This is a genomic window from Weizmannia acidilactici (assembly GCF_008974185.1).
Classification (GTDB): domain Bacteria; phylum Bacillota; class Bacilli; order Bacillales; family Bacillaceae_C; genus Weizmannia; species Weizmannia acidilactici.
Window position 1 is genome coordinate 19,222 of the sequence record NZ_BKZP01000003.1, and the last position, 23,453, is coordinate 42,674.

The window sequence follows — 23,453 nt, forward strand, 5'->3', positions numbered from 1 at the left end:
TGAAACGTTAATGCGGCGGATTCATCAGCAATGCTTTTTTCCGCATACGCGCATATTTTCCTTCCGCCACAAACGGCATTTGCGGGTCCGGAGCATTCAAAAGCCGTGAAACTTTAGATTGATAGATGACGGAAAGCGCCCTGAAAGCCGCTTCCCTGTTTTGGATATTCAGCGTATTTCTTTTCATTTTTTCAAGCTGTTCCTTGTTTTGGATCAAGCTGATTAAGCGGCGAATTAAATCGTGCCCGTCCGCAGCCTCCACCGCTGCGCCCGCCTGGGTTAAAAACGCTGCATTATCTTCTTCCTGGCCTGGCAGCGCCTTATACAAAATCATCGGAAGTTCCATTGCCAATGCTTCCGCCGTTGTCACCCCGCCCGGTTTTGTAATCATCACATCCGAAACGGCCATTAAATCACGCACATAATCAATATAGCCGTGTACGTACACAGCATGCCTTGTCCCTTCCAAATCGTTCATCAGCCGGACGCGGAGCTTTTCATTATGCCCGCAGACAATCAGCAGCTGCATGCGGAAAGGCACGGCGTCCAATTTTTCGGCCGTGAATAGCCCATTTCCGAATAATCCTTCGCCGCCGCCCATCACAAGCACGGTCGGCAAATCCGGATCAAGATGGTATTTTTCACACAAAGCATTTTTATTTACAGGTTTTAAGAAGCTCGGTTTGATCGGAATCCCGGTATACGAGATTTTCCGTCCCGGAATGCCAAGCCGGATCAACTGCTGGCGTACCTTGTAAGAGCCGACTAAATAATGGTCTGTATACGGATGCAGCCATGAGCTGTGGTGTGTGTGGTCGGTAATGACCGTCACAAGCGGAATGTCGGTCAGCCCGTATTCCTTTAATTTGGAAATCATGCTTGACGCAAACGGGTACGTGCTGACAATGACAGAAGGACGTACCATTTTCAGCATACGTAACGTTTTTTTCATTCCCAATGAAAAAAAGGCATTTAATGTTTTCGAAAATGTGTTAAATTGATAGGTTTTGTAGTACATATAGCCATAGAGATTCGGAAACTTTTTAATGCCTTTCATATATACATAGTGGCTGACCGGATACAGAGCGGGATGCACCCATTCCATAAAATCAATGACAACCGGGTCGGCTTCCGGGGAACGGATTTTCATCGCCTGCTCAATTGCACGGGCTGCCTGCAAATGCCCTTCCCCGAAAGCGCCTGTCAAAATTAATACTTTATCTTTTTTCTTGTTGGCCATTCTCTTTCCCCTCTACTTTTCCGTCTATTCAATCAAAAAGCCGGCTGCGCATCTATGAATGTGCGGTTTGGCTTCAAAATCCGCAAGCCCCGGGGCCCGGACTTTTGATACAATAAAATAGACTTCCTGCTGAAATAAAAAGTTCATTACAATATTTTGCCCACGGATAAATTTTCGCGTCCGCCTATTTACGCCCGTATGTTTTTTCTGTTTTTCCATTTCTGATAAAGCCATGTCACCGTTAATCCAAGTGAGTACCAGGACAGGAGTAGAAAAATGACCTCACCGATTAATGGAATGCTGCACAGCGCGATCAGGATCGTGGCTCCCGTTAAGAGAACAAGCCATTCCGACCGCCCTTTTAAAACGGAAAATTCGCTGCCAACTTCCCGGCTGAGAAACGCCATACCGGCGATAAATGAAACAAAAATAGCCAGCAAGATCAGCACGACAAGCGGGATTCCGATGACCGTAATTGTCAAAAGCAGGCTGAGCGCGGTGAGCGCCAACATCATCAAAAATCCGGTAATGATCAATCTCCCGGGCCGCATGTAAAGCGGGTCCATCCCGCTGAAGATTTTCTTTCGTGTAAAGACGCCAAACAGTGCCGTTAAAATAATGAAAACCAGGCTGGCGGCAAGCCTGAAAAACCACAGGGCAAGAAGGATCATTCCGGCGAAAATCATGCTGTCAAGTGTTTTGTTATTCATATTTACGGAAATAACGTGCTCTGTTACTTTTGCACCCGGTTCCTGCCTGATGTTCCCCCCGAGTACAAACACAGAGCCGTGGATATCGGCCGATTTTTTGATGTCCAAATTGCCGTTAATGACAATTACCGCCGTCCTTACATATCCGCTGACAGTTGCGTCATCCCCGAGCACAATTACATTTTCCACTTTCTCGTTTTCCGGGACCACCGTCTGCCGATCATGGATAATAATTCTTTTCTCTTTTGCAAGTACAGGGTGGACCGTCGCCCCCATGTATAGAAAAAGCAAAAGCAAAGCCAAAAAGCTGATCAGTATTTTTTGGGCTTTCATAATCTTCTCCTTCCCCTACTCCTTCACCGGCTTCATTTTCAAAAGGCTTATGACCAGCCATAAACAAACGGCCAAAATTACGGAAGTGGCAATCATAATGGCCGCAGACAGATTTGGAAGGGCGGAAAGAATCGACAATGCAATATGGAAACCGCTTGAAACGATATTAGCCAGCCCGGATGCAATGTCCATGCCGACATAAAACGGCTTTCTTAAAACAGGATACATCGCAAACCCTGCAACAAGGATGCAAACGGCAAAGAACCAGATAAATACGCGGTAATTCATCACCAAATTTTCCTCTGCGTAAATTTTTGACATGACCGCTTTTTCAAATTGAAAGCCAGGCAGTTCAACCGAATCGTAAAACTGCTTGATTTTCGCCTGTACCGCCTGCAGTTCTTCGAGTTCCTGCCTGCAGAGCGGGCAAACGGAAAGATGGGATTCCACCATTTTGCGTTCTTCGTTATTTAATTCGTCATCCATGAAAGCCGACAGCAGATCCTGGACATGTTCTTCCATTTCATCACCCTCTTGAAAGTTCGTTTTTTAAGGCTTTTCTCGCGGTGTTGATGCGCGATTTTACCGTGCCGAGGGGAATCCTCATGATTTTTGCAATCTCATCATACGAATAGCCTTCTATATCGCGAAGAACCAGGGCCGTCCGGTGTTCCGGCGATAATTTTTCCATCGCATCCCGGATATCAAACCTTAGATTGGCGCGTTCGATATTGGAAGCAGGCCTGGACAGCGTTTCTTCGTCCATTTCCGTTTGGAGCGCCGCCTTTTTCTTCAGTTTTTTCAGCCTGTCGTAACACAAATTCGATACGATCCTCGCCATCCAGGATGCAAATGCATAGGCATGCTCAAGCTTATCTAAAGAGTAATAGGCTTTTACAAAAGCTTCCTGGGCAATATCTTCCGCTTCCATCCTATCGTTGACCATTGCATATGCATGCCGGAATACTTCCCCTTTAAACCGGGTGACAAGTGCGGCAAACGCATCTATATCCCCGCTTTTGGCCTGCTGGATTAACCTTGTCAAATCCTGCTCCACCATGTTCAACTCCCTATAAAAACAACGAGGTTTTTTGCCGCGATCCCAGGCATGTGCAAAGCGGAAAGAACATTGCAGACTGGCGCACATCCCCGGTTTATTTCTTATTTATTATGGCTTATTTCTCTCTTTATATCATCGGGTATGCTGCCGGATTCCTCCCTTTTTTGTTTAATGGTTTGCCTTGCGCCCCATTTTAACTTTTCCGACCAGAAACCTGCCGATAACCGCCAAACAGATGAGCAGTAAAATCCCCAACCCGGTAGCCGTCATAAGCTTTGGGTCAGTTTGAAACATGTTGCCGATCTTTTTCAAAAACAGTTCATATGATTTACCAAGAAACAAGACGGCAAACGCCCAAGGATAAATACCGATAAAGGTGAGAATGCCGTATTTTAATTTCGGCACATTGCTGAACCCGGCCACATACGAAATATAATTGCCGATGCCAAACGGCCTTGTAATCGCAATGCTCCAGGCGCCGAACCGGTTGAACATTTGCCGGCCCATATGGATGCCTTTTTGGAGCTTTGGCGGTATGCGGCCATGGAGCTTGAGGGCGAGAAAATACGGGATAAAACTTGCCGCAGTATATATGACCGCCATGATGCCCGCCTGAAAAGCGGTTTCGGTCATCGACAGTTTCAAAATATACCCGTACGAAATGATAATGAAAATGCCCGGAAACGGAACGGAAGCCCCTTCGAGAAACATGACAAAATACACACCGAAAATGCCTATCCTCTGCAGAAAATCAATAAGATGTTGAAACATACAGTTTGTCCTTTAAAGCAGTTTTCAGTTTTTGGTTGGCTTTGCGCCCAAGCAGGCCGTTGATCAGCATCATAAATTCCTTGTCCCGCACCTCGATTTCACTACCGTATGCGCGCAGCTGCCGGTAAAATTCGGCCATTTGCTTTTCATCCATCAAAATCTCCATAATTTGCTTCTCGACCGGTTTTTCATAATCAAGTTCAAATACAAGCCCCCGCTCCTTCAAAAAAGCAAGGTTCACTTTTTCCTGGCCGGGAAGCACGGAATGGATAAAAATCGGGAGCTTTTTTTGGATGACTTCGCTGATCGTGACACCTCCAGGCTTCGTAATAATCGCGTCGGCTTCATCGTACAGCCGGCTCATTTCCTTTCTTGACTGGATATACGAAATCGGTATGATATTTTTCCGCCCCCAGCCGCGCAATTTGTTGAAAAGCGCTTCATTTTTGCCGCAAAGCACGTAATAATCCGCCCCTCCGGATGTTTTTAATCCTTTCAACAGGCGAGTTAAATCCCCCAGACCGCTGCTACCCCCGGAGATTAAGATTTTTTTTCTTGAAGTATGGCGGCGGATCATTTCTTCCTTAAAATCTTCATGGATCGGGATGCCGGTCACGTAAATATTCCGTGCAGGCACTCCACATTGGATCAGCATTGATTTTACATGCCGGTTCGGGACAAAATGGACATCAATTTCCTTTTTCCCCCACAAACCGTTGACGAAAAAATCGGTGTAGGCATTGATGACTGGGATGTTGATTTTTCCTTTTGACTTTAATTTACTGAGCAGCATCGACGGAAAACTGTGCGTGCAAATGACAAGATCAGGATTTTCCTCCGCCACCAGTTTTTCCATCTTCTTGATAAAGAGCTGCTGGTATAATTTTAACAGCGCCGTCTGGTCAGAATCCGCGTTGATAAAATGTTTGTACAGCCATTGGTATGTCCGCGGCGCTTTTGAAATCCATTTCAAATACGTCTTTGTGACAATTTTTTCAAGTCTTTCGCTCGTATAGGAAATCAAGTCGATCTTCTTAATTTCAAGCTGTCTGTCCATCTTTTCCAATTTATTGATTAAAGCCTCTGCGACTTGGTGATGGCCAGAAGGCATTTTCAACAAAGGCAAAATTAAGATTTTGTTCAAGCAGTCTCCCTCCTCCTTCCGGAAGCCCATTCTTCTTTACATTAAATAGACTGCCGCAAAACATCAGAAGTTCATTCGATTTATTTTTCTGCAATGGATATTGTGAAATTCGCTTCAATCATCTGGCAATAGATTCCAAATAATTGTGTAAAAAGGGGGCATCATCATGATACGAGTTAAAATGTTTTTAACAAAAAAATTTTACGAAGGATATGATGATGACCAACTCTTTTACACAATAATATGGACTTGACCTCACCTGGGCTTTTCCCGCAGAAACTCGACGGATTTCACGAAAATCAACATCATTGTATTTTGCGAAAAAGCTGTACATAAAATTGCAAAATTGAATACAGTGAATTGCAACGAAAAATACATAATCAAATCGATTTGACAAGGAGCCTCCAAGGGCATGATTACGAGCCTTAAAAGCCAGATGTCACAAGGAATCTGGCTCCGTCAGCAAAGGCTATCATGCCCACCTCTCCATGTAAAAACGTGGGTCATACCTTATGTAATTTGTTTTGCAATTTTATGTATGGCCTTTTGCACCATACAATCATCCAGTAACAAAACAACGGCCGAAATCATCAGCCGCCTATCGCTTTGTTATAGGTTAAATCGAAGTTGAAGCTTCCGTTGACGCCTTTAATTGTGCGTTTTGTATCCCTATGCTGCCACACATCCGCCTTCATCCCGAGCGTCGCATTGTAGCGGGCAATCCACAGCAGATTACCTGTTAGTTTCGATCCATTCAGGCGGGTTTTGTAAAAATTGTAATACGTATAGATGCCGACGTTCTTATAGCCTTTTCTATTCAGCTCCGTAATAAACGTTTTTACAAAATTTGTCAGCGTATCTTTGTTTTTTGATAAATTTTCATATTCCACGTCGACAAAAACAGAGCAAATCTTGGGTTTCACAGGATCCACCCTTGCTGCAAAATGGTCAGCCTCCTTTTTGGCCGTAGAGGTTGCATCAAACATATGGTAGGCATGCACTTTTAAGCCCGCATTATAGGTGTTATAAGCATCTTGCTTAAAATAATCTGCAGTCCCTGATTTCGGCAGGTCCACACCTTCGCTTGCCTTAATAATCGCAAAACTGAAACCGGCCGCTTTCACTTTTGTAAAATCAGTGCCGCCTGTTCCAGACGACTGCAAATATGATAAATCAATCCCCCGTTTCGCATAGCGGACGACGTGGGTATCATACGTTTGCGCATAGCCGTAATAGCCGTTTGCATAGCCGATCGTCAGCCAATGGCCGCTTTGCGTACACTTTGATCGACAGATAAAGCGTGTTCTTCATGGTTTTCCCTGTATTCATGTCATGCAAATAGACCGTGTCGGCAGCATAACCGGTGTACCATACTTTCGGCTTTCCGCTTGCTACATTTTTTTATACGTGTAAGCCGTCTTGTTTTTATAAACGATCTTGTAATAACTGCCTGTAGTACCGGACACAAAGACAGGGGCATTTTTCGGCAGCGTGCCGATCACTTTACTTGAACCGGACGCTTTCGCGTGAATGTTAATGGCTTTGAAAGCATGTTTGACCGTAATGCTTGATGCATTCGCTACAGGGATAAAACTTTTCATATCAAAAGCAAGCGTGAATATCATGGCAATCAGAAAGACAGAAATGATTTTAAAAAAATTTTTAGACATAGGCCCTCCTTTATTGTAACCGGCATTTAATATTCAAAAGAAAAACCCGGCACCTCTACTATGTCAGAAAAACCGGGCAAGAACAGAGATTACTAGATACAAAGAAAGGATGAATTAATCCTTTCCCTGCCGGACTGCAGCTTTCAGTTTCACCGTAAACGAACATCCGGAAGGTTCAAGGTCGCTCACCCGGATTTCACCCCCGTTGATTTCTACCAATTGTTTCACGATTGCAAGGCCGAGCCCAGTCCCGCCAATTTTGCTGTTCCTAGATTTATCGATCCTGTAAAAACGTTCAAAGATTTTTTCCTTTTCCTCATCGGGGATGGCCGGTCCCGAATTTTGGACAGACACGATGCACGCCTCCCCCTTCCTGCGCACCTCGAGGCGGACCCACCCGTCTTTCGGTGTATATTTTCCGGCATTGTCGAGCAAAGAAACAATGATGCTATGAAAATGGTCTTCTGAAATAGCTGCAACCACATCTTCTTCAATTTCGGAAGTGAATTTTTGCCGGATGACCGGCTTGAAATCTTCCGAAATATTTTTCGCAATGATCGAGAGGTTTGCCGTTTCACCGGCCGCCGCCGGCTGATCGAGTTTTGCCGCCATTAAAAGCTGGTCAATCAGCCGCTGCATCCGCTTCGATTCTTCATTAATAAAGCGGGCGGACCGTTCAATCACTTCCGGATGGTCTTTCCCGCGTCTCAGGATCAAATTGACGTGCCCATGAATGGCTGCTAGCGGCGTCCGCAGTTCATGGGAGGCATCCGAAACAAAGTCTTTCTCGCGCTGGACCTGCTGGTTGAGCCGGTCCATTAAATGATTAAACGCGATCGCCAAGTCCTTCACTTCCGCAGGACCTTTCGGGACAGCAACGTTGAACTGGAGGTTCTCCGCCGTCAGGCTTTTGATCATGCTTGTCAGGTCGGTAAGCGGTTTGCTAAGCCGGCGGGACAGCTTATAGATCACAAATGAGCCGATCAAAGCACCGGCAAGCAGGCTGAAAAAAAGCACCCGGACCATGGATTCCATAAACTCATGGACGGCCGCCATCTTGGCATAAATTTTAAACGTATAATGCCGGTAAGAAATACGATCATAGTAAACCGGCATCGTATCGCTCTTCAATAAAAACGGGAAAAACCCTTTCGCCTGCGCCATGCTGTGTTCTTTATCCCGGATACTCTCGCTGCCATCGGAATAAATGGTTTTTCCGTCCGGTGTTTCAATATGCACGTAAACATTCGGATGGTTTTCATAAATCACATTATTAATCGCACTGTCCCAGTCCGGATGTTTTTTCTTTGCTGTTAAAACCAGCAAATTCTCAATATGCCGCACCTCGGTTTTTGTGTTTTTATAAAGCTGATAACTGACAATGGTACTGACGATGATTCCGATAAACAGAACGGTAGCAAGCAAAATCAGGATGTACGAAACATTCATCCGGAACACCATTGTATTAAACCGGTTTTTGGATGCCGCCGTATGCTTCATTCGTCCTCATCCTTCATCAAGTCAAGCGAATAACCGACGCCGCGCACGGTCTGAATGAGCGGGTGTTCTTGGCCGCGGTCAATTTTGTTGCGCAAATACCGGATATACACATCAACAATATTCGTCTGGCCCATAAAATCATAGCCCCACACTTCCGAAAGGAGCTGCTCCCTTGTCATCACTTTCCGCTGGTGTTTGATAAGAACGGTAAGCAAATCAAATTCCCTTTGTGTGAGATAAAATATTTTCCCAGCGCGCTCTACGCTCCGTTTTTCAAGGTTCACCGTCAAATCCTCAAAGTGAAATACCATCCTGTCCGATTGTTTTTCAAGATTTTTCTTATGGCGCAAACCAACGCGTACCCGGGCAAGCAGTTCCTCAATTTCAAACGGTTTCGTCATATAATCGTCGGCTCCGCCGTCAAGGCCTGCAACCTTATCCCCAATCTGGTCCCTCGCCGTCAAAATGATTATCGGGACATGGCTTTTTTTCCGGATCCTTCGGCAAACTTCCAGGCCGTCCAGCTTCGGCAGCATCCAGTCCAAAAGAATTAAGTCCCAATTGTTCTCATCGGCGCTGAATTTTCGGAGCGCTTCTTCCCCGTCATACGCCACCTCAACCGTATATCCTTCAAACGAAAGCTCGGTGTAAATGAAAGAAGCAACACTTTCTTCATTTTCAACAAGCAGGATTTGGCTCTCAGGCAATTTCGCACACCTTCTATCATACGATGTATTTTTTTCGTTCAATTTTATTATAAAAGCATGCAAGGACTCCAGCGATGAGAATTGATTAAGAAACATTAAAGAATTTTAATGTATTTCTCACAGTCTATTGATGATTTATTAAAATTGAAAAAGTACACTGAATTGTTGCGAAAGCAAAGTCATGGAGGTATTGTGATGACGGAAACTGTTTTAACCATTGTTGTTCCATGTTATAACGAAGAAGAAGTCCTGCCCGAAACGAACAGGCAGTTATTGGAAGTGTTGCACGAGGCAGTGGAGGCCAATTTAATCTCAAGCCGCAGCCGCGTGCTGTACGTCGATGACGGGAGCCGCGACCGCACGTGGGATTTGATCACCCGCTTTTCAGAGGAAAACGGACAAGTTACCGGATTGAAATTAAGCCGCAACTTCGGCCACCAGCTGGCGCTCATCGCAGGCATGGAAACGGCAAAGGAACAGTCCGATTGTGTGATAACGATTGATGCCGACCTGCAGGATGATGTCCATGCGATCCAGCAATTCTTGGTAAAATTCCATGAAGGATATGATATCGTTTACGGAGTGCGCGGTAAACGGGATACGGATACTTTTTTCAAACGAAATACGGCGCTGGCATTTTATAAAATGATGGAAAAACTTGGTGTCCGCCTCGTGCCGAACCATGCTGATTTCCGCTTGCTCAGCAGGAAGGCCCTTGATGAATTCGCCAAATACCAGGAGGAAAATGTTTTTATCCGCGGCATTATTCCACAGCTCGGGTTCAAGAGCGCGAAAGTATATTATGACCGTAAGGAGCGCTTTGCCGGAGAATCCAAATACCCGTTAAAGAAAATGGTCCAATTTGCCCTGGAAGGGATCACTTCTTTCAGCGTCGCACCGATCCGCGCGGCAACTTATTTAGGGGCCACTTTTGTAATCATGGCATGTGTGATGATCATATATACGCTTGTCCAGTACTTTTTGGGGCATGCAGTGACGGGCTGGTCATCCCTCATCCTCTCCATTTGGCTGCTGGGCGGCATGCAGCTGACCGCCATCGGTGTGATCGGCGAATATATTGGAAAAATCTTTAAGGAAACGAAACACAGGCCACGGTACATTATAGAAAAGAACCTATTTTCCTGCGATGTTTCTAAAATAAAGCAGGAAAGCCATGACAAAATCAAGCAATGAGGTGGTCTTCCTCAATGAGTGTGAAAAAAATATCCATTGGCCTTTTTAGCATCATATTCACTGCATTCTGTGCGTTCATAACGGCAGTGAGCTTTTGTATCCCGCCGCTTTGGGCAAAAAACTACTACAAACATTTCGTATTACCGGACGGAAATTTGAATATCTCGATCGGGCAGGCATCGGCCCTGCTTCTTTTTGCTGCGGTGGCCGTTCTGTTTTATCTCGGGTTGTACAGAATTTTTTCACGGTTGGCTGAAAAATGGCTGAAGCGGATTGCAGCCATTTTATTTGCGGCCATTTTGGTCTTGGAAGCAGCCATCATCATCCTGTTCCGCGGGATGCAGCCGCCTGAAGTGGACGGCGGCCATATTTATCTTGAAGCCCTTTATATGCTCAAACACGGTACACTGGCCGGGAACCAGTATTATCTGCAGTTGTATCCAAACAACCTGCCGATTACGGTTGCCCGCTATTTGCTCTATCGTTACGTGGCGTTCGGCAATCCTGCTTGGTTCCTGATCGTTGATAAACTGGCAGCAGCAGTATTCCTCGATATTGGAATCTTTTTCCTCTGGCTGTTAATGGTAAAAGTCTCCAACCATAAAATGGGGAATATACTGCTTGTCATGACGATTACATGGCTGCCGTTATTTCTTTACATACCGTATTTTTATACGGAAAGCCTGGCTCTGGCATTTCCGTCCATGGTGGTGTATTTGTGGTACCGATACAGCCGGACATGGCGGCCGGTTTACCTTCTTTTGCTCGGTCTGGCGCTTGCAATTGGATGCCAATTAAGGGAAAATATGGTTTTATTCATTCCTGCCCTGCTCATTTATATGTTTTATGTGCTCCGCCCGAAAAAAGTGCTCCTTTGCTGCGCCGCCATTCTGCTCACGTTTTTGCCTGCCACATTCGCAGCAAAGGCTTATTACGGGCAGCTCGGCTACCGGGAAGACTTGAGCATCAAGGCCCCCATGACCCACTGGGTTGTGCTCGGCCTTTCTCATGAAGGCAAATATAATGTCCCTGATACAAAATTGTCCGAAAGCCTCCATACACAGCAGACAAAGAAACAGGCGGATATGGCCCTCATTCAAAAAAGAATCGAAGACAGGGGGCCAGCCGGATTAATCAAACTTTGGGCTGTCAAAGCCGCCCGCACCTTTTCGCAAGGCGACCAGGCTTATGCAAATTATAACAACCATCCGGACCATTACTCTGCCGCTTACCGCTATATTTACGGAAGCCAAAAACAGATGATGTACTTTATCATCCAGTTTTTCCATGCTGCAGCGCTGTTTTTGCTGACCATTTCAGGTTTGCGGTTCTTCCGGGAAAAACGGTACGACATCCATTTGCTGATGCAAATCTGCCTGTTTGGAAGTTACCTGTTTTTCGCCATTTTATGGGAAGCGGAGCCTCGTTATTCGCTCTTGTTCACACCGTATATGATTTTCGGTTCTGTCTACGGCCTGCAAGAACTGCATCATTTTTTGGAAGCGAAAAAACTGCTGCCTGAACCGCACAGATGGAAGCTGCAAACGGCCGGACAGCTGGCGGTGGCTTTCTGCCTGCTCATGATGCTGCTTGCGTGTGCCGGCCTCAATGCGAAAACTTTGACAGAAACAAAGGGAAAATACCAGGATTATGTGGTGAACCAACTGGTACAGAAAGGCAAACATTTTGCACTTGTGGATGCGCACCACAATGCAGCGCAAACATTTACTGCAGATAAGCCATTCGACCGGATTACTTTCACGCCGGTCCATTTCCATGGCAAGGCAAAATACCGGATTTCTTTGTCACAAGGAGCCGGCAGCCAACAAAAACTTGTTTTTGAACGGACATTTACAAACCATAAAAAACCGGTAAACGGCCATGATGCGTTTCTTCTGAAAAAGGAATTGCCAGGCGGGAACAGGCAATATACGATGGAGATCCGGCAGCTTTCCGGAAACCCGCACGCCCGGCTGTCGATTTATGTGAACGGGGCAGGCGGCTCCTTTGAACTGATGGATGTGTATAAAGATGGCCAATTTTACCAAAACGGCAAACCGGTCCCGAAAACTGACCTAACGTTTAGTGTCTCAAAGGAAATCATCGGCCCGTACATAAGCCGCCGCGTATATGATTTGCTGTTTGCCAGCGCCGCCCTCATGCTCGCCGTCTACTGCTTTAGCGTCCTGCCTGCAGAAGAAAGCAAAATATCTTCGAAAAAAATCCGGAAAGTTGCGGATGCATGATAAAACCCCCGGTCTTAAACCGCAGGCCGGGGGTTTTTATTTAATTTGCGGACCCTTATTAAAAATCGCTGTCATAGCTGATATCCAGATCCACATATCCGTCAATGCCGTCGATTGTGCCGGTACTGGTATATTGCCAAACATCCGCCTCCGTCCCAAGCGTTACATTATAGCGCGCCAGCCAAATTTTTGTATCGCTTGGCCAAAATCCGGTATTGTTTTCCAAATAAGTCGTCCAGTCATAATAATCGGCGTACAACCCGACTTTCGTCTGCCCCAGCGTTTTCATTTCATTTAAAAAATAACCGATACAAACCGGGGCACTATTTTTCCACCAGGTTGCAGTAATACCGTTTGAAGTGGTTTCTTCTACATCTTCAAACGCATAACCCGTAAATACATAACCGGTTTTTGCTTTTGTTTGGCTCAGCACATTATAAAAATGCTTTGCTTCGGCAATATGCTGTGACGCTGTCGTCGTGGAATTGCCGATCATATGGTAGGCATGGACAGATAATCCTGCGTTTCTTGCATACTTATAGTATGTATAGAATTCAGGATCCGTATATGTCGTGCCTTCGGTTGCTTTGATGATGACAAAGCTGTAACCCTCACTCTTCATTTTATTAAAACTCGACTGTGTGAGCGACTGGTAGTGGCTGACGTCTAATCCTTTTAACGTTGCTGATGAGGTGCTGGACGTGGATACTGTCTGAGTTTCACTGGTTGTTCCACCAGTTGTGGTTGTCTGCGTGCTTGTCGTTTCCGATGACAATGGCTGCGTTTGGCTTGTTGTTCCGCTGTTGGAAGTAGCGGACGGTTTTGTAAAATGGCTCTTATATATCCAGCCGTTTTTATTTGTCCCAATGACATGGACATGGTACATCCCATTTGCGCTTTCTTTTACATAAACTTTCTGATTAACCGCTATGACACTTGTATACTTTGTGTGGGAGGAAGTTGTATACAATTTGGAAGATAAATAGACGGTCTTTTTCGTCAACGCGGCGGTTAAGTTATATGCTTGAATGTACCCTGTTTTTCCGCCAACTTTTACTTTATACCGGCTGTTCGATTTTCCATACGCGGCTACCGCAGTCCCGCTGTTTATTTTCTTGTAATAAGCGGTTCCGGTTGAGGATTTATACAGCTTTGACGGTGTCCAAGTATACATTTGGCTTGTTGTTCCGCTGTTGGAAGTAGCGGACGGTTTTGTAAAATGGCTCTTATATATCCAGCCGTTTTTATTTGTCCCGATGACATGGACATGGTACATCCCATTTGCGCTTTCTTTTACATAAACTTTCTGATTAACCGCTATGACACTTGTATACTTTGTGTGGGAGGAAGTTGTATACAATTTGGAAGATAAATAGACGGTCTTTTTCGTCAACGCGGCGGTTAAGTTATATGCTTGAATGTACCCTGTTTTTCCGCCAACTTTTACTTTATACCGGCTGTTCGATTTTCCATACGCGGCTACCGCAGTCCCGCTGTTTATTTTCTTGTAATAAGCGGTTCCGGTTGAGGATTTATACAGCTTTGACGGTGTCCAAGTATACATTGTGCCGGACGCGGCGGAAGCAGTCTTCGTATGACCAAGAGAGAACAATACGAAACCCGCAACCACCCAAAAAACAAATCTTCGCAATATGCACCTCTCCTTTTTGTTCTATTAAACAAACACTATTATAAACCCTTATAAGTTGCAAAATGATTTCAAAATGGTAACACATCAGAAAAATCCCTACTAAATGATAGAAAAGTCCTAGGGAAGCGGAATAAAATTGTAATTTTTGGAGGAAAGAAGAAGTTTCTGGATGATTTTTCCAAATTAAAAAGCCTGGCAGGGAGCCAAGCTTTCTGTTTTCTACTTTATTTTGCCGCTTCCAACACGGCGGATTTCATAAAGGCATCCAGTTCTTCACGTGTCGGAAGGCCATCGTTATCTCCAAGGCTCTGCATTTGGATCGAACAAATTGCGTTGCCTCGCATCAACGTGGCTTGATCATCCAAATTTTCTAGCATACCGGATAAAATGCCGGATACAAATCCATCACCGGCGCCGACGCGGTCAATCAAATTTTTCACTTCATATTTTGGGGCAGCCGTCTCTGAAAATGATCCGTCTGCCGTTCTTTTCTTTGTATACGATCCTTCCTCTACTAAATTGATGATGACCTGATGAACACCTTTAGATAAGTAGAAAGCTGCTACTTTTTCTTTCTCATTCTCGCCTGTTAAAATTCTTCCTTCTTTTGCATTCGGGATAACCACATCGCAAAGGCAAGCGATTTCATTTGTCCGTTTTATCATTTGCTCTTCAGAATCCCAAATGACCGGGCGTAAATTCGGATCAAATGTAATCGTTAAACCGTACTCGCGTGCTTTTTCGATCAGCGCCAATGTTGCCTCGTAACTACTTTCGCTCAAACCCGCCAAAATGCCGCCGAGATGAAGAATCTTTGCTCCTGAAAAATCAACTTGATCAACATACGCTCTCGTAAGCTTTGATGCGGCACTGCCTTTTCTAAAATAAAACGTCTCGGGATCACCAATGTCTGATAACCCTTTTAACATAAAACCCGTTGGATATTTCGGGGTTGAAAATACATATTGGGTACCAATGTTTTCTTTATTTAAGAAATTTTTCACATATACGCCAAAAGGATCTTCCCCAATCTGTGTTAAAAAAGATACCGAATGCCCCAACCGGGAAACCCCGACAGATACATTCACTTCTGCCCCGGCCATATAGCGGGTATAATGCCTGACACTACTTAAAGGCCCTTTTTCATCTGCAATAAACAGTATCAGGGGCTCCCCGGCAGTTATTAATTCACTCATTTGATTCGCCTCCTGGATTTTAGTCTTTATTTCTTATAAAGAAACATTATTTATTATTTGTATATATTTTTATTATAACCTGTTCAATTGGACTGTCAAGAAATACAAGATTCAAAAAGCGGAAACACCGCAGTGTTCCGGTTTTGTAAAAAAAGAAAGCCCCTATCATTTATTGTATGAATATGAGGCTTTCTGATGTGGAATGAGAGTATCTTATTTTAGATTTTCCATCGGCACAAAATCCATATCGTCATATGTGATGTTTTCCCCGCACATCGCCCAGATAAAGGTATAATTGCTTGTCGCAACCCCACAGTGGATTGACCAGCTTGGGGAGATGACTGCCTGCTCCGAAGATAAAACAAGATGCTTTGTTTCATCCGGTTTTCCCATAAAGTGGAATACCCTTGTATCCGGTTCCATATCAAAGTATAAATATGTTTCCATTCTCCGTTCATGCGTGTGGCACGGCATCGTGTTCCAGGCGTTTCCCGGCTCCAGCACCGTATATCCCATTTGCAGCTGACAGCTTTCACAAATATTCGGATGATGTATTGGTAAATTTTCCGTTTATTCATCGACACATCTTCACCCGTTTCCCTCGGCGAAATCTGATCAATGCTGATTTTGACGTTCGGATATTTATGATGGGCCGGCACCGACACACAATAAAATTTTGCCGGGTTTTCGGGATCATCCGATTTAAACACTACGTCTTTTGTCCCTTTCCCTATGTAATAGCCGTCCTGTTTTTTCATCGGCTCTTCCTTGCCTTCAATGGCGATGCTCCCCGGCCCTCCGATGTTGATGACGCCCAGTTCCCTTCGCTCGAGAAAATAGTCAACACCTAGCTCTTTCGAAAGCTGAATGCTTAAAGGCTCATTTATCGGGGTCACCCCTCCGAAGATTTGCCGATCACTATGGGTATACGTAAGCACAATATCTCCCGGTACAAAAACCTTTTCGACTAAAAATTCTTTCCGCAATTGTTCAGTCGAATAATGCCGGATGTCCTCTGGGCTGTGTGTATACCTTGTTTCCATTGTTTGAGCCATTTTAACCACTCCTTCATTTGAATATTTCTAAACAGGGGGCTTACCGCACCAGCCAGCCTCCATCTACCGCGAGAATATGGCCTGTTACATAGTCGGATGCAGCGCTTGATAAAAAGATAACAGCGCCCATCAAGTCAGAAGGGACACCCCATCGTCCGGCCGGAATTCTGCTTAAAATTTCCCGGTTCCGGTTTTCATCCTGCCGAATCGGGGCTGTATTGGCAGTTTTGATATAACCCGGGGCGATCGCATTGACTTGGATATTGTACGCGCTTAATTCATTTGCGAACGCTTTTGTCAGCCCTGCAACACCATGCTTGCTGGCCGTATAGGAAGGGACAAATTTCCCGCCCTGAAAGGAAAGCATGGAAGCAACATTAATAATTTTTCCGCTTCTCAGTTTGGCCATTTCCTTAGCGGCAGCCTGGCTTAAATAGTAAACAGCATTTAAGTTCACATTCAGGACGCTTTCCCAGTCTTCATCTTTATACTCCAAAAGCGGCGCCCGCTTGATGATGCCGGCATTGTTCACTAAAATATCAATTCGGCCAAAGGTTTCGATGCAACCTTTAATGACTTGCTTCGCAGCTTCTTTCCCGCTTAAATCCGCTTTTACAAGCACCGCTTTCCTACCTTGTTTTTTGATCAAAGCTTTCGTTTCCTCGCCGCTTGACCGGTTGACCGGCAAATACAAATCCGCACCCGCTTTCGCCAAAGCGACGGCATACGCCTGACCAAGCCCTGTCGCTGCTCCGGTCACAACCGCAACTTTTCCTTTTAAACTGAAAAAATCCATGGTGAAATCGTCTAAATCCATAAACTTCACTCCTAAAACTATCATTTGTTGTATTATAAAAGATGGAAAGCGTTCATCAAGGTAATTCAAAAAAAGAAACTAAAAGCTGATATCAGCAATTTCAATTTAAAAAACGAGAGATTAATCATAATCTCCCGTTTTAGGCCTTTTCAACTTATTCTATTAACCTTGAATAAAGGTTCCATTTTCCCAGCGCCCATTTTCCAAATCACTTGCAATACGTTTAAATTTGTCATCAGGTAGATTATATAAAAATGTAATAATGACCGCTGCAAGCAGTAAGGCAATTGCAGGATAAATTGTCATAGCACCTTTAATTCCAAGTAGAGTAGTTGAAGTTTGGTGAGCATTCGCAACATAACCTGTTGCAGCAAGAATGCCCGCAGAAACTAATGCTGCAATTGACTGGGCAATTTTTCGTGAAAAATTAAATGCCGCATAGGTAATACCTTCTTTGCGCACTCCAGTGTGCCAATGCCCGTAGTCTATCGTATCTGAAACGAAAGCCCAAGTAATGCCATTTGGAATTGCCAGAGCCACATAACCGATCGTAACTAAAATGATAAATGTATAAATATTGGTAGGGATAATAAAGTTCAACCCATCAGCAACTACACCAATAAGAAGTCCGCCAATAGCTGTTCTTTTCTTTCCAAAGCGGCGCACCAAAAAAGGAATTAACGTAATCCCTGCAACAGAACAACCCATCATAACAAAGTTAATAATTGGCTGTAATCCGATATTGCCGAGATTATATTTGCAAAAATAAATCATCATTTGATTATTTGTATTCATTGCAGAAATTGTAAATAGAGTCATTAAAATCAGGCTCCATAACGGCCGATTCGTAAATACCACGCGCAGATAATCTTTTAACGTTTCCCGTTCCTTACTTCTTGAATTTTCAGCTTTGATATGCTCTTTTGTATTGATATAACAGATAAAGAAACCACATATTCCAATGAAAGCCATAATAGCCGCAGTAATAGCATAACCGATTTTTGTACTTGGAAACATCAGCATGATCGGAACAAAGGCAACGCCTGTTACCAATTGCGCGCCAATTGATCCAGCCTGCCGAGTCGAAGCCATAAATGATCTATCTTCTACATTTCGTGTCATAACAGAGGCCAAAGAGCCATACGGTACATTTGTAAACGAATACAAAATACCCCATGCCATATAAGTGGCATAAGCATAAATAATTTTTTCCGTCGGTGATAAACCGGACGGCATCGTGAATGTAATGACTGTCATAATGGCCAATAAGATGGAAGATATCATCATTACAGGCCGAAACTTCCCGCGTTTCCCCGGTTTTCTCGCATCAATGATTGACCCTGCTAAAGGATCCATAAATGCATCAAATATTTTGGTTATGGAAAAGATGCCAGCAGCAGCTGCTGCACTGATTCCAGCAATATCTGTATAAAAATTGGTTAAATATGCTTGCCCTAAGTCAAACATGAATCCGTTTCCAAAGTCACCAAAACCATAACTCACTTTTTCTTTTATAGATATTCGATTTGATGCATGTTGAGGATCAATATTTTTTTCTGCTGCACTGTTTACAACATTTTCAGCCATGGTTAGCCACCACCTTTTTAAAATATATATTTCATATTTAAACCAGCAGAAGCTTTATGATTTAAGAAGTTTCTTAACTCTAATCAAAAAATCCGAAATAGCGGTAAGCATTATTATAAGCAATATCTTCTACTATTTTTCCGATTTGTTCCTCGTCATCCGGAATCTGGCCGCGTTCCGCCCATTCGCCGAATAATTCGCATAGCACCCTGCGGAAATATTCGTGGCGCGGATAAGATAGGAAGCTGCGCGAATCCGTCAGCATGCCGACAAAATTAGGCAGCAGGCTCTCTTCAGCAAAGATTTCCAATTGCCTGCGCATTCCGCTTCTCGTATCATTAAACCACCATGCACACCCGAGCTGTAATTTTTGTACGGTGTCTTTTTGGAAGCATCCCATGATGGTGACAAGCGGAAACCAGTCATTTGGATTGAGCGAGTACAGGATCGTCTTTGGTATAATGTTTTCATTTTCCGCGCTTGCAAATAGTTTTGCAATTGATTCTGCAATATTCTCATCTATCAAAGCATCATAACCTGTATCCGGACCAAGTTTGTTAAACATCAGTTCATTCAAGTTCCGGTATGCATGGATATGATATTGCATCACCCAGTTCTTTTCATGATAAATACGCATCAATTCTTTTAATAAAGCAGTTCGGTACTGGCTGATTTCAAGTTCGGTTAACGTTTCTTTTGACAAAGATTTCCTTACAATATGGTTTAATTCTTCCGGTGTTGCCTCAGCATACGTAAAAGTATCCAAAGCATGGTCAGACAATCGGCTCCCTAATTCATGGAAATATTCAACTCTGTGCTGGATTGCATCAACTATATCATCAAAGTTTTGAATCGAAACGCCGGATACTTTTGACAATCGATGAATATAGTCTGCGTATTCTTCCTTTTGAATATTTAATACTTTGTCCGGGCGGAAAGCCGGTAATACTTTAAAACCATTTTCCGTTTCTGATTCTTTAAGCAATTTGTGATAATGAAGATCATCCACCGGATCATCTGTTGTACAGACGACTTTGACATTGCTATTTTTTATAAGATTTCTAGGTTTAAAATCTTCCGTTGCCAGCAACTGATTCGCTTTTTCCCAAATTTCCGGGGCGGTTTGACGATTCAATATCGTTTCAATTCCAAAAAAGCGCCTTAATTCCAAATGGGTCCATTCATAAAGCGGATTGCCCACTGATTTTTCAATGGTTTCTGCCCATTTCAAAAATTTCTCGTAAGGTTCTGCATCACCCGTAATATATTTTTCCGGAACACCGTTTGCACGCATCAGTCTCCATTTATAATGGTCTCCGTAATTACCCTCATTAATCCAAACTTGGGCAAGATCGCGAAAATTTTGATTTTCATAGATTTCTTTAGGATTTAAATGGCAATGGTAATCAATAATCGGCATTTTTTCCGCATGGTTATGGAATAGCTTCCGAGAAAAATCTGTCGTTAATAAGAAATCTTTATCTAAAAACATATTGGATCCCTTCTTTAATAAAATGTTTATTGAATTCATCATTCTGTAACACCGTTTTTGAAAATCGCAATATCATGGATATGGCGGAGTTCATTTTTTGTCTTTTTGCCGCTCGCAACCTCGATAATAAATTGGATAAATTGCTCAGCCACCTCATCCATCGTTTTATCCAGCAGCTGCCCGGCGTTAAAATCTATCCACTGCTTTTTAGTTTCATAGAGCTGGGTATTCGTAGATACTTTCACCGTTGGTACAAAAGTTCCAAAAGGTGTACCTCTCCCTGTTGTAAACAAAACCATTTGGCAGTCTGCCGCAGCAAGTGCTGTGGAAGATACAAGGTCATTTCCAGGTGCCTGAAGCAAGGACAAACCTTTTTCTTTAATTTTTTCTCCGTATTCCAATACATCCACCACAGCCGACGTACCTGCTTTTTGGGTACAGCCGAGAGATTTGTCCTCCAGTGTTGTAATCCCGCCTGCTTTATTTCCAGGAGAAGGATTCTCATAAATAGGCTGGCCGTACGATGCAAAATAATCTTTAAAATTATTGATAAGGGTTACGATTTTATTGAAAACGTCTTTATTTTTCGCGCGTGCCATTAACACTTTTTCCGCGCCAAACATTTCCGGCACTTCTGTTAGAACAGTAGATCCGCCTTGAGAGACGATGTAATCGGAAAACCGTCCCAGCAAAGGATTGCCAGTAATGCCCGAAAAGCCGTCCGAACCGCCGCATTTTAAGCCGATTTTTAACTCAGATAAAGGCAGGTCGACTCTTTGGTCATTTTTCGCTGCATCATTCAATTCTTCCAATAAGCGGACGCCTGTTTCCACTTCATCTTCAACATTTTGGCAAATCATAAATTTTACACGCGCTTCATCAAATTCACCCATTTGTTTTTTCATCTCATCCAGCTGGTTATTCTCGCAGCCAAGTCCAAACACGAGAACCCCGCCGGCATTTGGATGTTTAGCTGCATCGATTAAAATTTTTTGGGTATTCTCCAAATCATCTCCCAACTGTGAACAGCCGTATGGGTGCTTAAAAAGAATAATCTCATCAAATGCACCGTTATCCGGGTGATTTTGCTTAAATTGTTCAACGATCAAATCTCCGATCATATTGATACAGCCCACGGTTGGAATGATATATAAATCATTGCGGATCCCGGCTTTGCCGTTTTTTCGCAAATACCCTTTAAATGTGCGGCTTTCTTTCGGATAAATATTTGGGTTTAGTTCCAGATTGTATTCATATTCTATTTTTCCTGATAGATTTGTACTGACATTATGGGTATGGACCCAGCTGCCCTTTGAAATGGATTGCGTCGCATATCCAATCGGCGATCCGTATTTAATAATGTTTGTATTTTCAGAAATATCTTCTGTTGCGATTTTATGTCCTCTTTTTACAACCTCATTCACCATCAAGGTTTTGTTCCCCAATACTACGGTTTCACCGGGCTGCAAATCTTGCAGGGCAACAATTACATTGTCTCTCGGATGAAGCTGAATCGTTTTATTTTTCAAAAGACAATTCCTCCTCGTTGGCCATTTGGACTGCTTTACGAGCGCCTTCGTTTTTGATCAATTTTATTCCTTTGTGTACTTGTTCCAACAGGCCATCTATTTTTGTCAAATCTTCGCCCCACAAAGATTCATTTGCTAATATTGCTTTCACATAGTGATCAGTTTTGTAAGCATTCTCAAAAGTTGTTAATACATCTGGAAGATCAATTGCTCGTGCAAGTGTATGGTCTTGTTTTCCATAAATTACAAGCAACCCGGATAGAGCTAATGAAATTCTCATTGGAATTTTATGAAAGCGCTCAATATATTTTTTCAACGTTGGAAGAAGTCGGGCTTGAAATTTGGAAACACTGTTCAAAGCAATGGAATCCAACTCATGCTCCATAAATGGATTTTTGAAACGTTCCTGAATTTCAGCTGCATAACTTGTTAACTCTTCTTTCGGAAGATCCAGGGACGGTATTATCTCCTCGTACATTTCCCGGTCAATAAACCGGTAAAAATCCGGATCATCCATTAATTCCCCGACGGTTTTGATGCCGGCTAAGCGTGCCAGACAAGCCATTGTCGTATGCGGTCCGTTTAATAAGTAAACCTTGCGATCGCGGTACGGTTTTAAATGGTCTGTGACAACCACATTCAGTCCCGCTTTTTTTAGCGGTAGCTCCTCTTCCAATTCCCGCGGCCCTTCAATGACCCAAATTAAAAATGGTTCCGCTTTCGCAATCATTGTATCTTCATAGCCCCATTCTTTCCAGAGCGCCTCTGCCCGTTCTTTTGGATAACCGGGGACGATCCTATCGACCAAGCTGGAGCAGAAAGTATTTTCCGATTCTAGCCAGCCGGTAAATGCTTCACCAAGTTTCCACTCATCTGCGTAACGAAGTACAATATTTTTTAAATGTTTTCCGTTATCTTCAATCAGTTCACATGGGATAATATAAAATCCCTTTTTGCCAGCTTTAAACCTCTCATAAAGCAAAGCTGTCAGTTTTGCCGGAAAGCTTACCGGCGGCCGGTCGGATAATGCATCTCCTTCATGATAGGCAATGCCGGCTTCCGTTGTATTGGAGAAAATAAACCGGACATTTTCATCTTCCGCCAAGCGTAAATAGGCATCATAATTTTCATAAGGATTGATTCCGGTATTGACGGAAGAAATAATTTCATGGGTTTGTATATTTTCTCCATGGGATTTTCCTTCAAGCAATACAGTAAATAAATAATCCTGTTCTGCTAATTGCCCGACTCTGCCGGTTGGTAATGATTGAACAATCGTTACACCACCTTCAAAAAGACCTTTTTTATTCATTTGCTGTATCTGCCAATCGACAAAAGCACGGAGAAAATTTCCATCTCCAAATTGAATGGCTTTTGTTGGATAACGGGGCAAGTCTTTAAAATATGAATTGGATAACTTGATCACCTTTATCCCTCCTATATTTATTATTTGGAAACCATGTTTCTCATTCATGCTTACATTTTTTATTATAGTGCGCTTACAAATTTATTCAATAGCTTTTTATTATTTTTTTCCTTATTCAACAAATA

The 23,453-nt window shown here is 43.4% G+C and carries 19 protein-coding genes and 1 pseudogene; 2 read left to right on the plus strand and 18 right to left on the minus strand.

Annotation, left to right across the window (positions count from 1 at the left end):
• Positions 1-7 precede the first annotated feature (7 nt).
• The 10 genes from BpJC4_RS01890 to BpJC4_RS01930 all read right to left on the minus strand — a co-directional run bounded on the left by BpJC4_RS01890 (position 8) and on the right by BpJC4_RS01930 (position 9,135).
• Complete coding sequence (locus BpJC4_RS01890; RefSeq protein WP_151697463.1) at positions 8-1,240, minus strand: MGDG synthase family glycosyltransferase; 1,233 nt, start codon at positions 1,238-1,240, stop codon at positions 8-10.
• Between the two features lie 188 nt (positions 1,241-1,428).
• A complete protein-coding gene (locus tag BpJC4_RS01895; protein ID WP_151697464.1) occupies positions 1,429-2,283 on the minus strand; it encodes a hypothetical protein in 855 nt (284 codons plus the stop codon).
• 15 nt (positions 2,284-2,298) lie between these two features.
• Positions 2,299-2,805 carry an anti-sigma factor family protein gene (locus tag BpJC4_RS01900; protein ID WP_151680255.1) on the minus strand — a complete coding sequence of 169 codons (507 nt, stop codon included), beginning with the start codon at positions 2,803-2,805 and terminating at the stop codon, positions 2,299-2,301.
• Positions 2,806-2,809: 4 nt separating this feature from the next.
• Positions 2,810-3,343: an RNA polymerase sigma factor gene (locus BpJC4_RS01905; protein ID WP_151680256.1), complete on the minus strand. Its 534-nt coding sequence runs from the start codon at positions 3,341-3,343 to the stop codon at positions 2,810-2,812.
• Positions 3,344-3,511: 168 nt separating this feature from the next.
• Positions 3,512-4,114, minus strand: coding sequence for a DedA family protein (locus BpJC4_RS01910; RefSeq protein ID WP_151697465.1), 603 nt, complete (start codon positions 4,112-4,114; stop codon positions 3,512-3,514).
• Positions 4,095-5,258: an MGDG synthase family glycosyltransferase gene (locus tag BpJC4_RS01915; RefSeq protein ID WP_151680258.1), complete on the minus strand. Its 1,164-nt coding sequence runs from the start codon at positions 5,256-5,258 to the stop codon at positions 4,095-4,097. Before BpJC4_RS01915 ends, BpJC4_RS01910 begins: the two co-directional genes overlap by 20 nt.
• A 590-nt stretch (positions 5,259-5,848) precedes the next feature.
• Positions 5,849-6,421, minus strand: a complete 573-nt coding sequence (locus BpJC4_RS16445; protein WP_253718601.1) for a glycoside hydrolase family 25 protein — start codon at positions 6,419-6,421, stop codon at positions 5,849-5,851.
• Positions 6,422-6,649: 228 nt separating this feature from the next.
• A complete protein-coding gene (locus BpJC4_RS16450; protein WP_253718600.1) occupies positions 6,650-6,928 on the minus strand; it encodes an SH3 domain-containing protein in 279 nt (92 codons plus the stop codon).
• Positions 6,929-7,042: 114 nt separating this feature from the next.
• Positions 7,043-8,428, minus strand: coding sequence for a sensor histidine kinase (locus BpJC4_RS01925; protein ID WP_151680259.1), 1,386 nt, complete (start codon positions 8,426-8,428; stop codon positions 7,043-7,045).
• Positions 8,425-9,135, minus strand: a complete 711-nt coding sequence (locus BpJC4_RS01930) for a response regulator transcription factor (protein WP_151697466.1) — start codon at positions 9,133-9,135, stop codon at positions 8,425-8,427. The genes BpJC4_RS01925 and BpJC4_RS01930 overlap by 4 nt, the downstream gene beginning before the upstream one ends.
• Positions 9,136-9,330: 195 nt before the next feature.
• Here BpJC4_RS01930 and BpJC4_RS01935 point away from each other — a divergent pair, with 195 nt between their 5' ends.
• Together BpJC4_RS01935 and BpJC4_RS01940 are read left to right on the plus strand one after the other, a co-directional pair.
• Positions 9,331-10,329, plus strand: coding sequence for a glycosyltransferase family 2 protein (locus tag BpJC4_RS01935; protein ID WP_151680261.1), 999 nt, complete (start codon positions 9,331-9,333; stop codon positions 10,327-10,329).
• Positions 10,330-10,343: 14 nt separating this feature from the next.
• Positions 10,344-12,575: a glycosyltransferase-like membrane protein gene (locus tag BpJC4_RS01940; protein ID WP_151680262.1), complete on the plus strand. Its 2,232-nt coding sequence runs from the start codon at positions 10,344-10,346 to the stop codon at positions 12,573-12,575.
• Between the two features lie 58 nt (positions 12,576-12,633).
• Here BpJC4_RS01940 and BpJC4_RS01945 read toward each other — a convergent pair whose 3' ends face one another.
• The 8 genes and pseudogenes from BpJC4_RS01945 to BpJC4_RS01980 all read right to left on the minus strand — a co-directional run bounded on the left by BpJC4_RS01945 (position 12,634) and on the right by BpJC4_RS01980 (position 23,328).
• On the minus strand, positions 12,634-14,226 hold the full coding sequence (locus tag BpJC4_RS01945) for a glycoside hydrolase family 25 protein (RefSeq protein WP_151697467.1): 1,593 nt from the start codon (positions 14,224-14,226) through the stop codon (positions 12,634-12,636).
• 224 nt (positions 14,227-14,450) lie between these two features.
• Positions 14,451-15,422, minus strand: a complete 972-nt coding sequence (locus BpJC4_RS01950) for a sugar kinase (RefSeq protein ID WP_151697468.1) — start codon at positions 15,420-15,422, stop codon at positions 14,451-14,453.
• A gap of 213 nt (positions 15,423-15,635) precedes the next feature.
• Positions 15,636-16,465: pseudogene (gene kduI, locus BpJC4_RS01955) on the minus strand (5-dehydro-4-deoxy-D-glucuronate isomerase).
• Between the two features lie 52 nt (positions 16,466-16,517).
• Positions 16,518-17,294: a 2-dehydro-3-deoxy-D-gluconate 5-dehydrogenase KduD gene (gene kduD, locus BpJC4_RS01960; RefSeq protein WP_151680265.1), complete on the minus strand. Its 777-nt coding sequence runs from the start codon at positions 17,292-17,294 to the stop codon at positions 16,518-16,520.
• Positions 17,295-17,456: 162 nt separating this feature from the next.
• The gene (locus BpJC4_RS01965; RefSeq protein WP_151680266.1) at positions 17,457-18,881 is read right to left on the minus strand and encodes a glycoside-pentoside-hexuronide (GPH):cation symporter; all 1,425 of its coding nucleotides are present in this window, start codon (positions 18,879-18,881) and stop codon (positions 17,457-17,459) included.
• A gap of 79 nt (positions 18,882-18,960) precedes the next feature.
• Positions 18,961-20,373 (minus strand): glucuronate isomerase, encoded by a 1,413-nt coding sequence (gene uxaC, locus BpJC4_RS01970; RefSeq protein WP_151697469.1) that lies wholly within the window; start codon positions 20,371-20,373, stop codon positions 18,961-18,963.
• A gap of 38 nt (positions 20,374-20,411) precedes the next feature.
• Positions 20,412-21,902: a UxaA family hydrolase gene (locus BpJC4_RS01975; protein WP_253724282.1), complete on the minus strand. Its 1,491-nt coding sequence runs from the start codon at positions 21,900-21,902 to the stop codon at positions 20,412-20,414.
• Positions 21,892-23,328, minus strand: a complete 1,437-nt coding sequence (locus BpJC4_RS01980; RefSeq protein WP_151697470.1) for a tagaturonate reductase — start codon at positions 23,326-23,328, stop codon at positions 21,892-21,894. Before BpJC4_RS01980 ends, BpJC4_RS01975 begins: the two co-directional genes overlap by 11 nt.
• Positions 23,329-23,453 lie beyond the last annotated feature (125 nt).

Coding starts and splice junctions, on each gene's coding strand:
- BpJC4_RS01935 (WP_151680261.1), top strand. CDS start 9,331: ATGACGGAAACTGTTTTAACCATTGTTGTTCCATGTTATAACGAAGAA.
- uxaC (WP_151697469.1), bottom strand. CDS start 20,373: ATGTTTTTAGATAAAGATTTCTTATTAACGACAGATTTTTCTCGGAAG.
- BpJC4_RS01900 (WP_151680255.1), bottom strand. CDS start 2,805: ATGGAAGAACATGTCCAGGATCTGCTGTCGGCTTTCATGGATGACGAA.
- BpJC4_RS01895 (WP_151697464.1), bottom strand. CDS start 2,283: ATGAAAGCCCAAAAAATACTGATCAGCTTTTTGGCTTTGCTTTTGCTT.
- BpJC4_RS01890 (WP_151697463.1), bottom strand. CDS start 1,240: ATGGCCAACAAGAAAAAAGATAAAGTATTAATTTTGACAGGCGCTTTC.
- BpJC4_RS01950 (WP_151697468.1), bottom strand. CDS start 15,422: ATGAGTGAATTAATAACTGCCGGGGAGCCCCTGATACTGTTTATTGCA.
- kduD (WP_151680265.1), bottom strand. CDS start 17,294: ATGGATTTAGACGATTTCACCATGGATTTTTTCAGTTTAAAAGGAAAA.
- BpJC4_RS01925 (WP_151680259.1), bottom strand. CDS start 8,428: ATGAAGCATACGGCGGCATCCAAAAACCGGTTTAATACAATGGTGTTC.
- BpJC4_RS01905 (WP_151680256.1), bottom strand. CDS start 3,343: ATGGTGGAGCAGGATTTGACAAGGTTAATCCAGCAGGCCAAAAGCGGG.
- BpJC4_RS01940 (WP_151680262.1), top strand. CDS start 10,344: ATGAGTGTGAAAAAAATATCCATTGGCCTTTTTAGCATCATATTCACT.
- BpJC4_RS01965 (WP_151680266.1), bottom strand. CDS start 18,881: ATGGCTGAAAATGTTGTAAACAGTGCAGCAGAAAAAAATATTGATCCT.
- BpJC4_RS16450 (WP_253718600.1), bottom strand. CDS start 6,928: ATGTCTAAAAATTTTTTTAAAATCATTTCTGTCTTTCTGATTGCCATG.
- BpJC4_RS01910 (WP_151697465.1), bottom strand. CDS start 4,114: ATGTTTCAACATCTTATTGATTTTCTGCAGAGGATAGGCATTTTCGGT.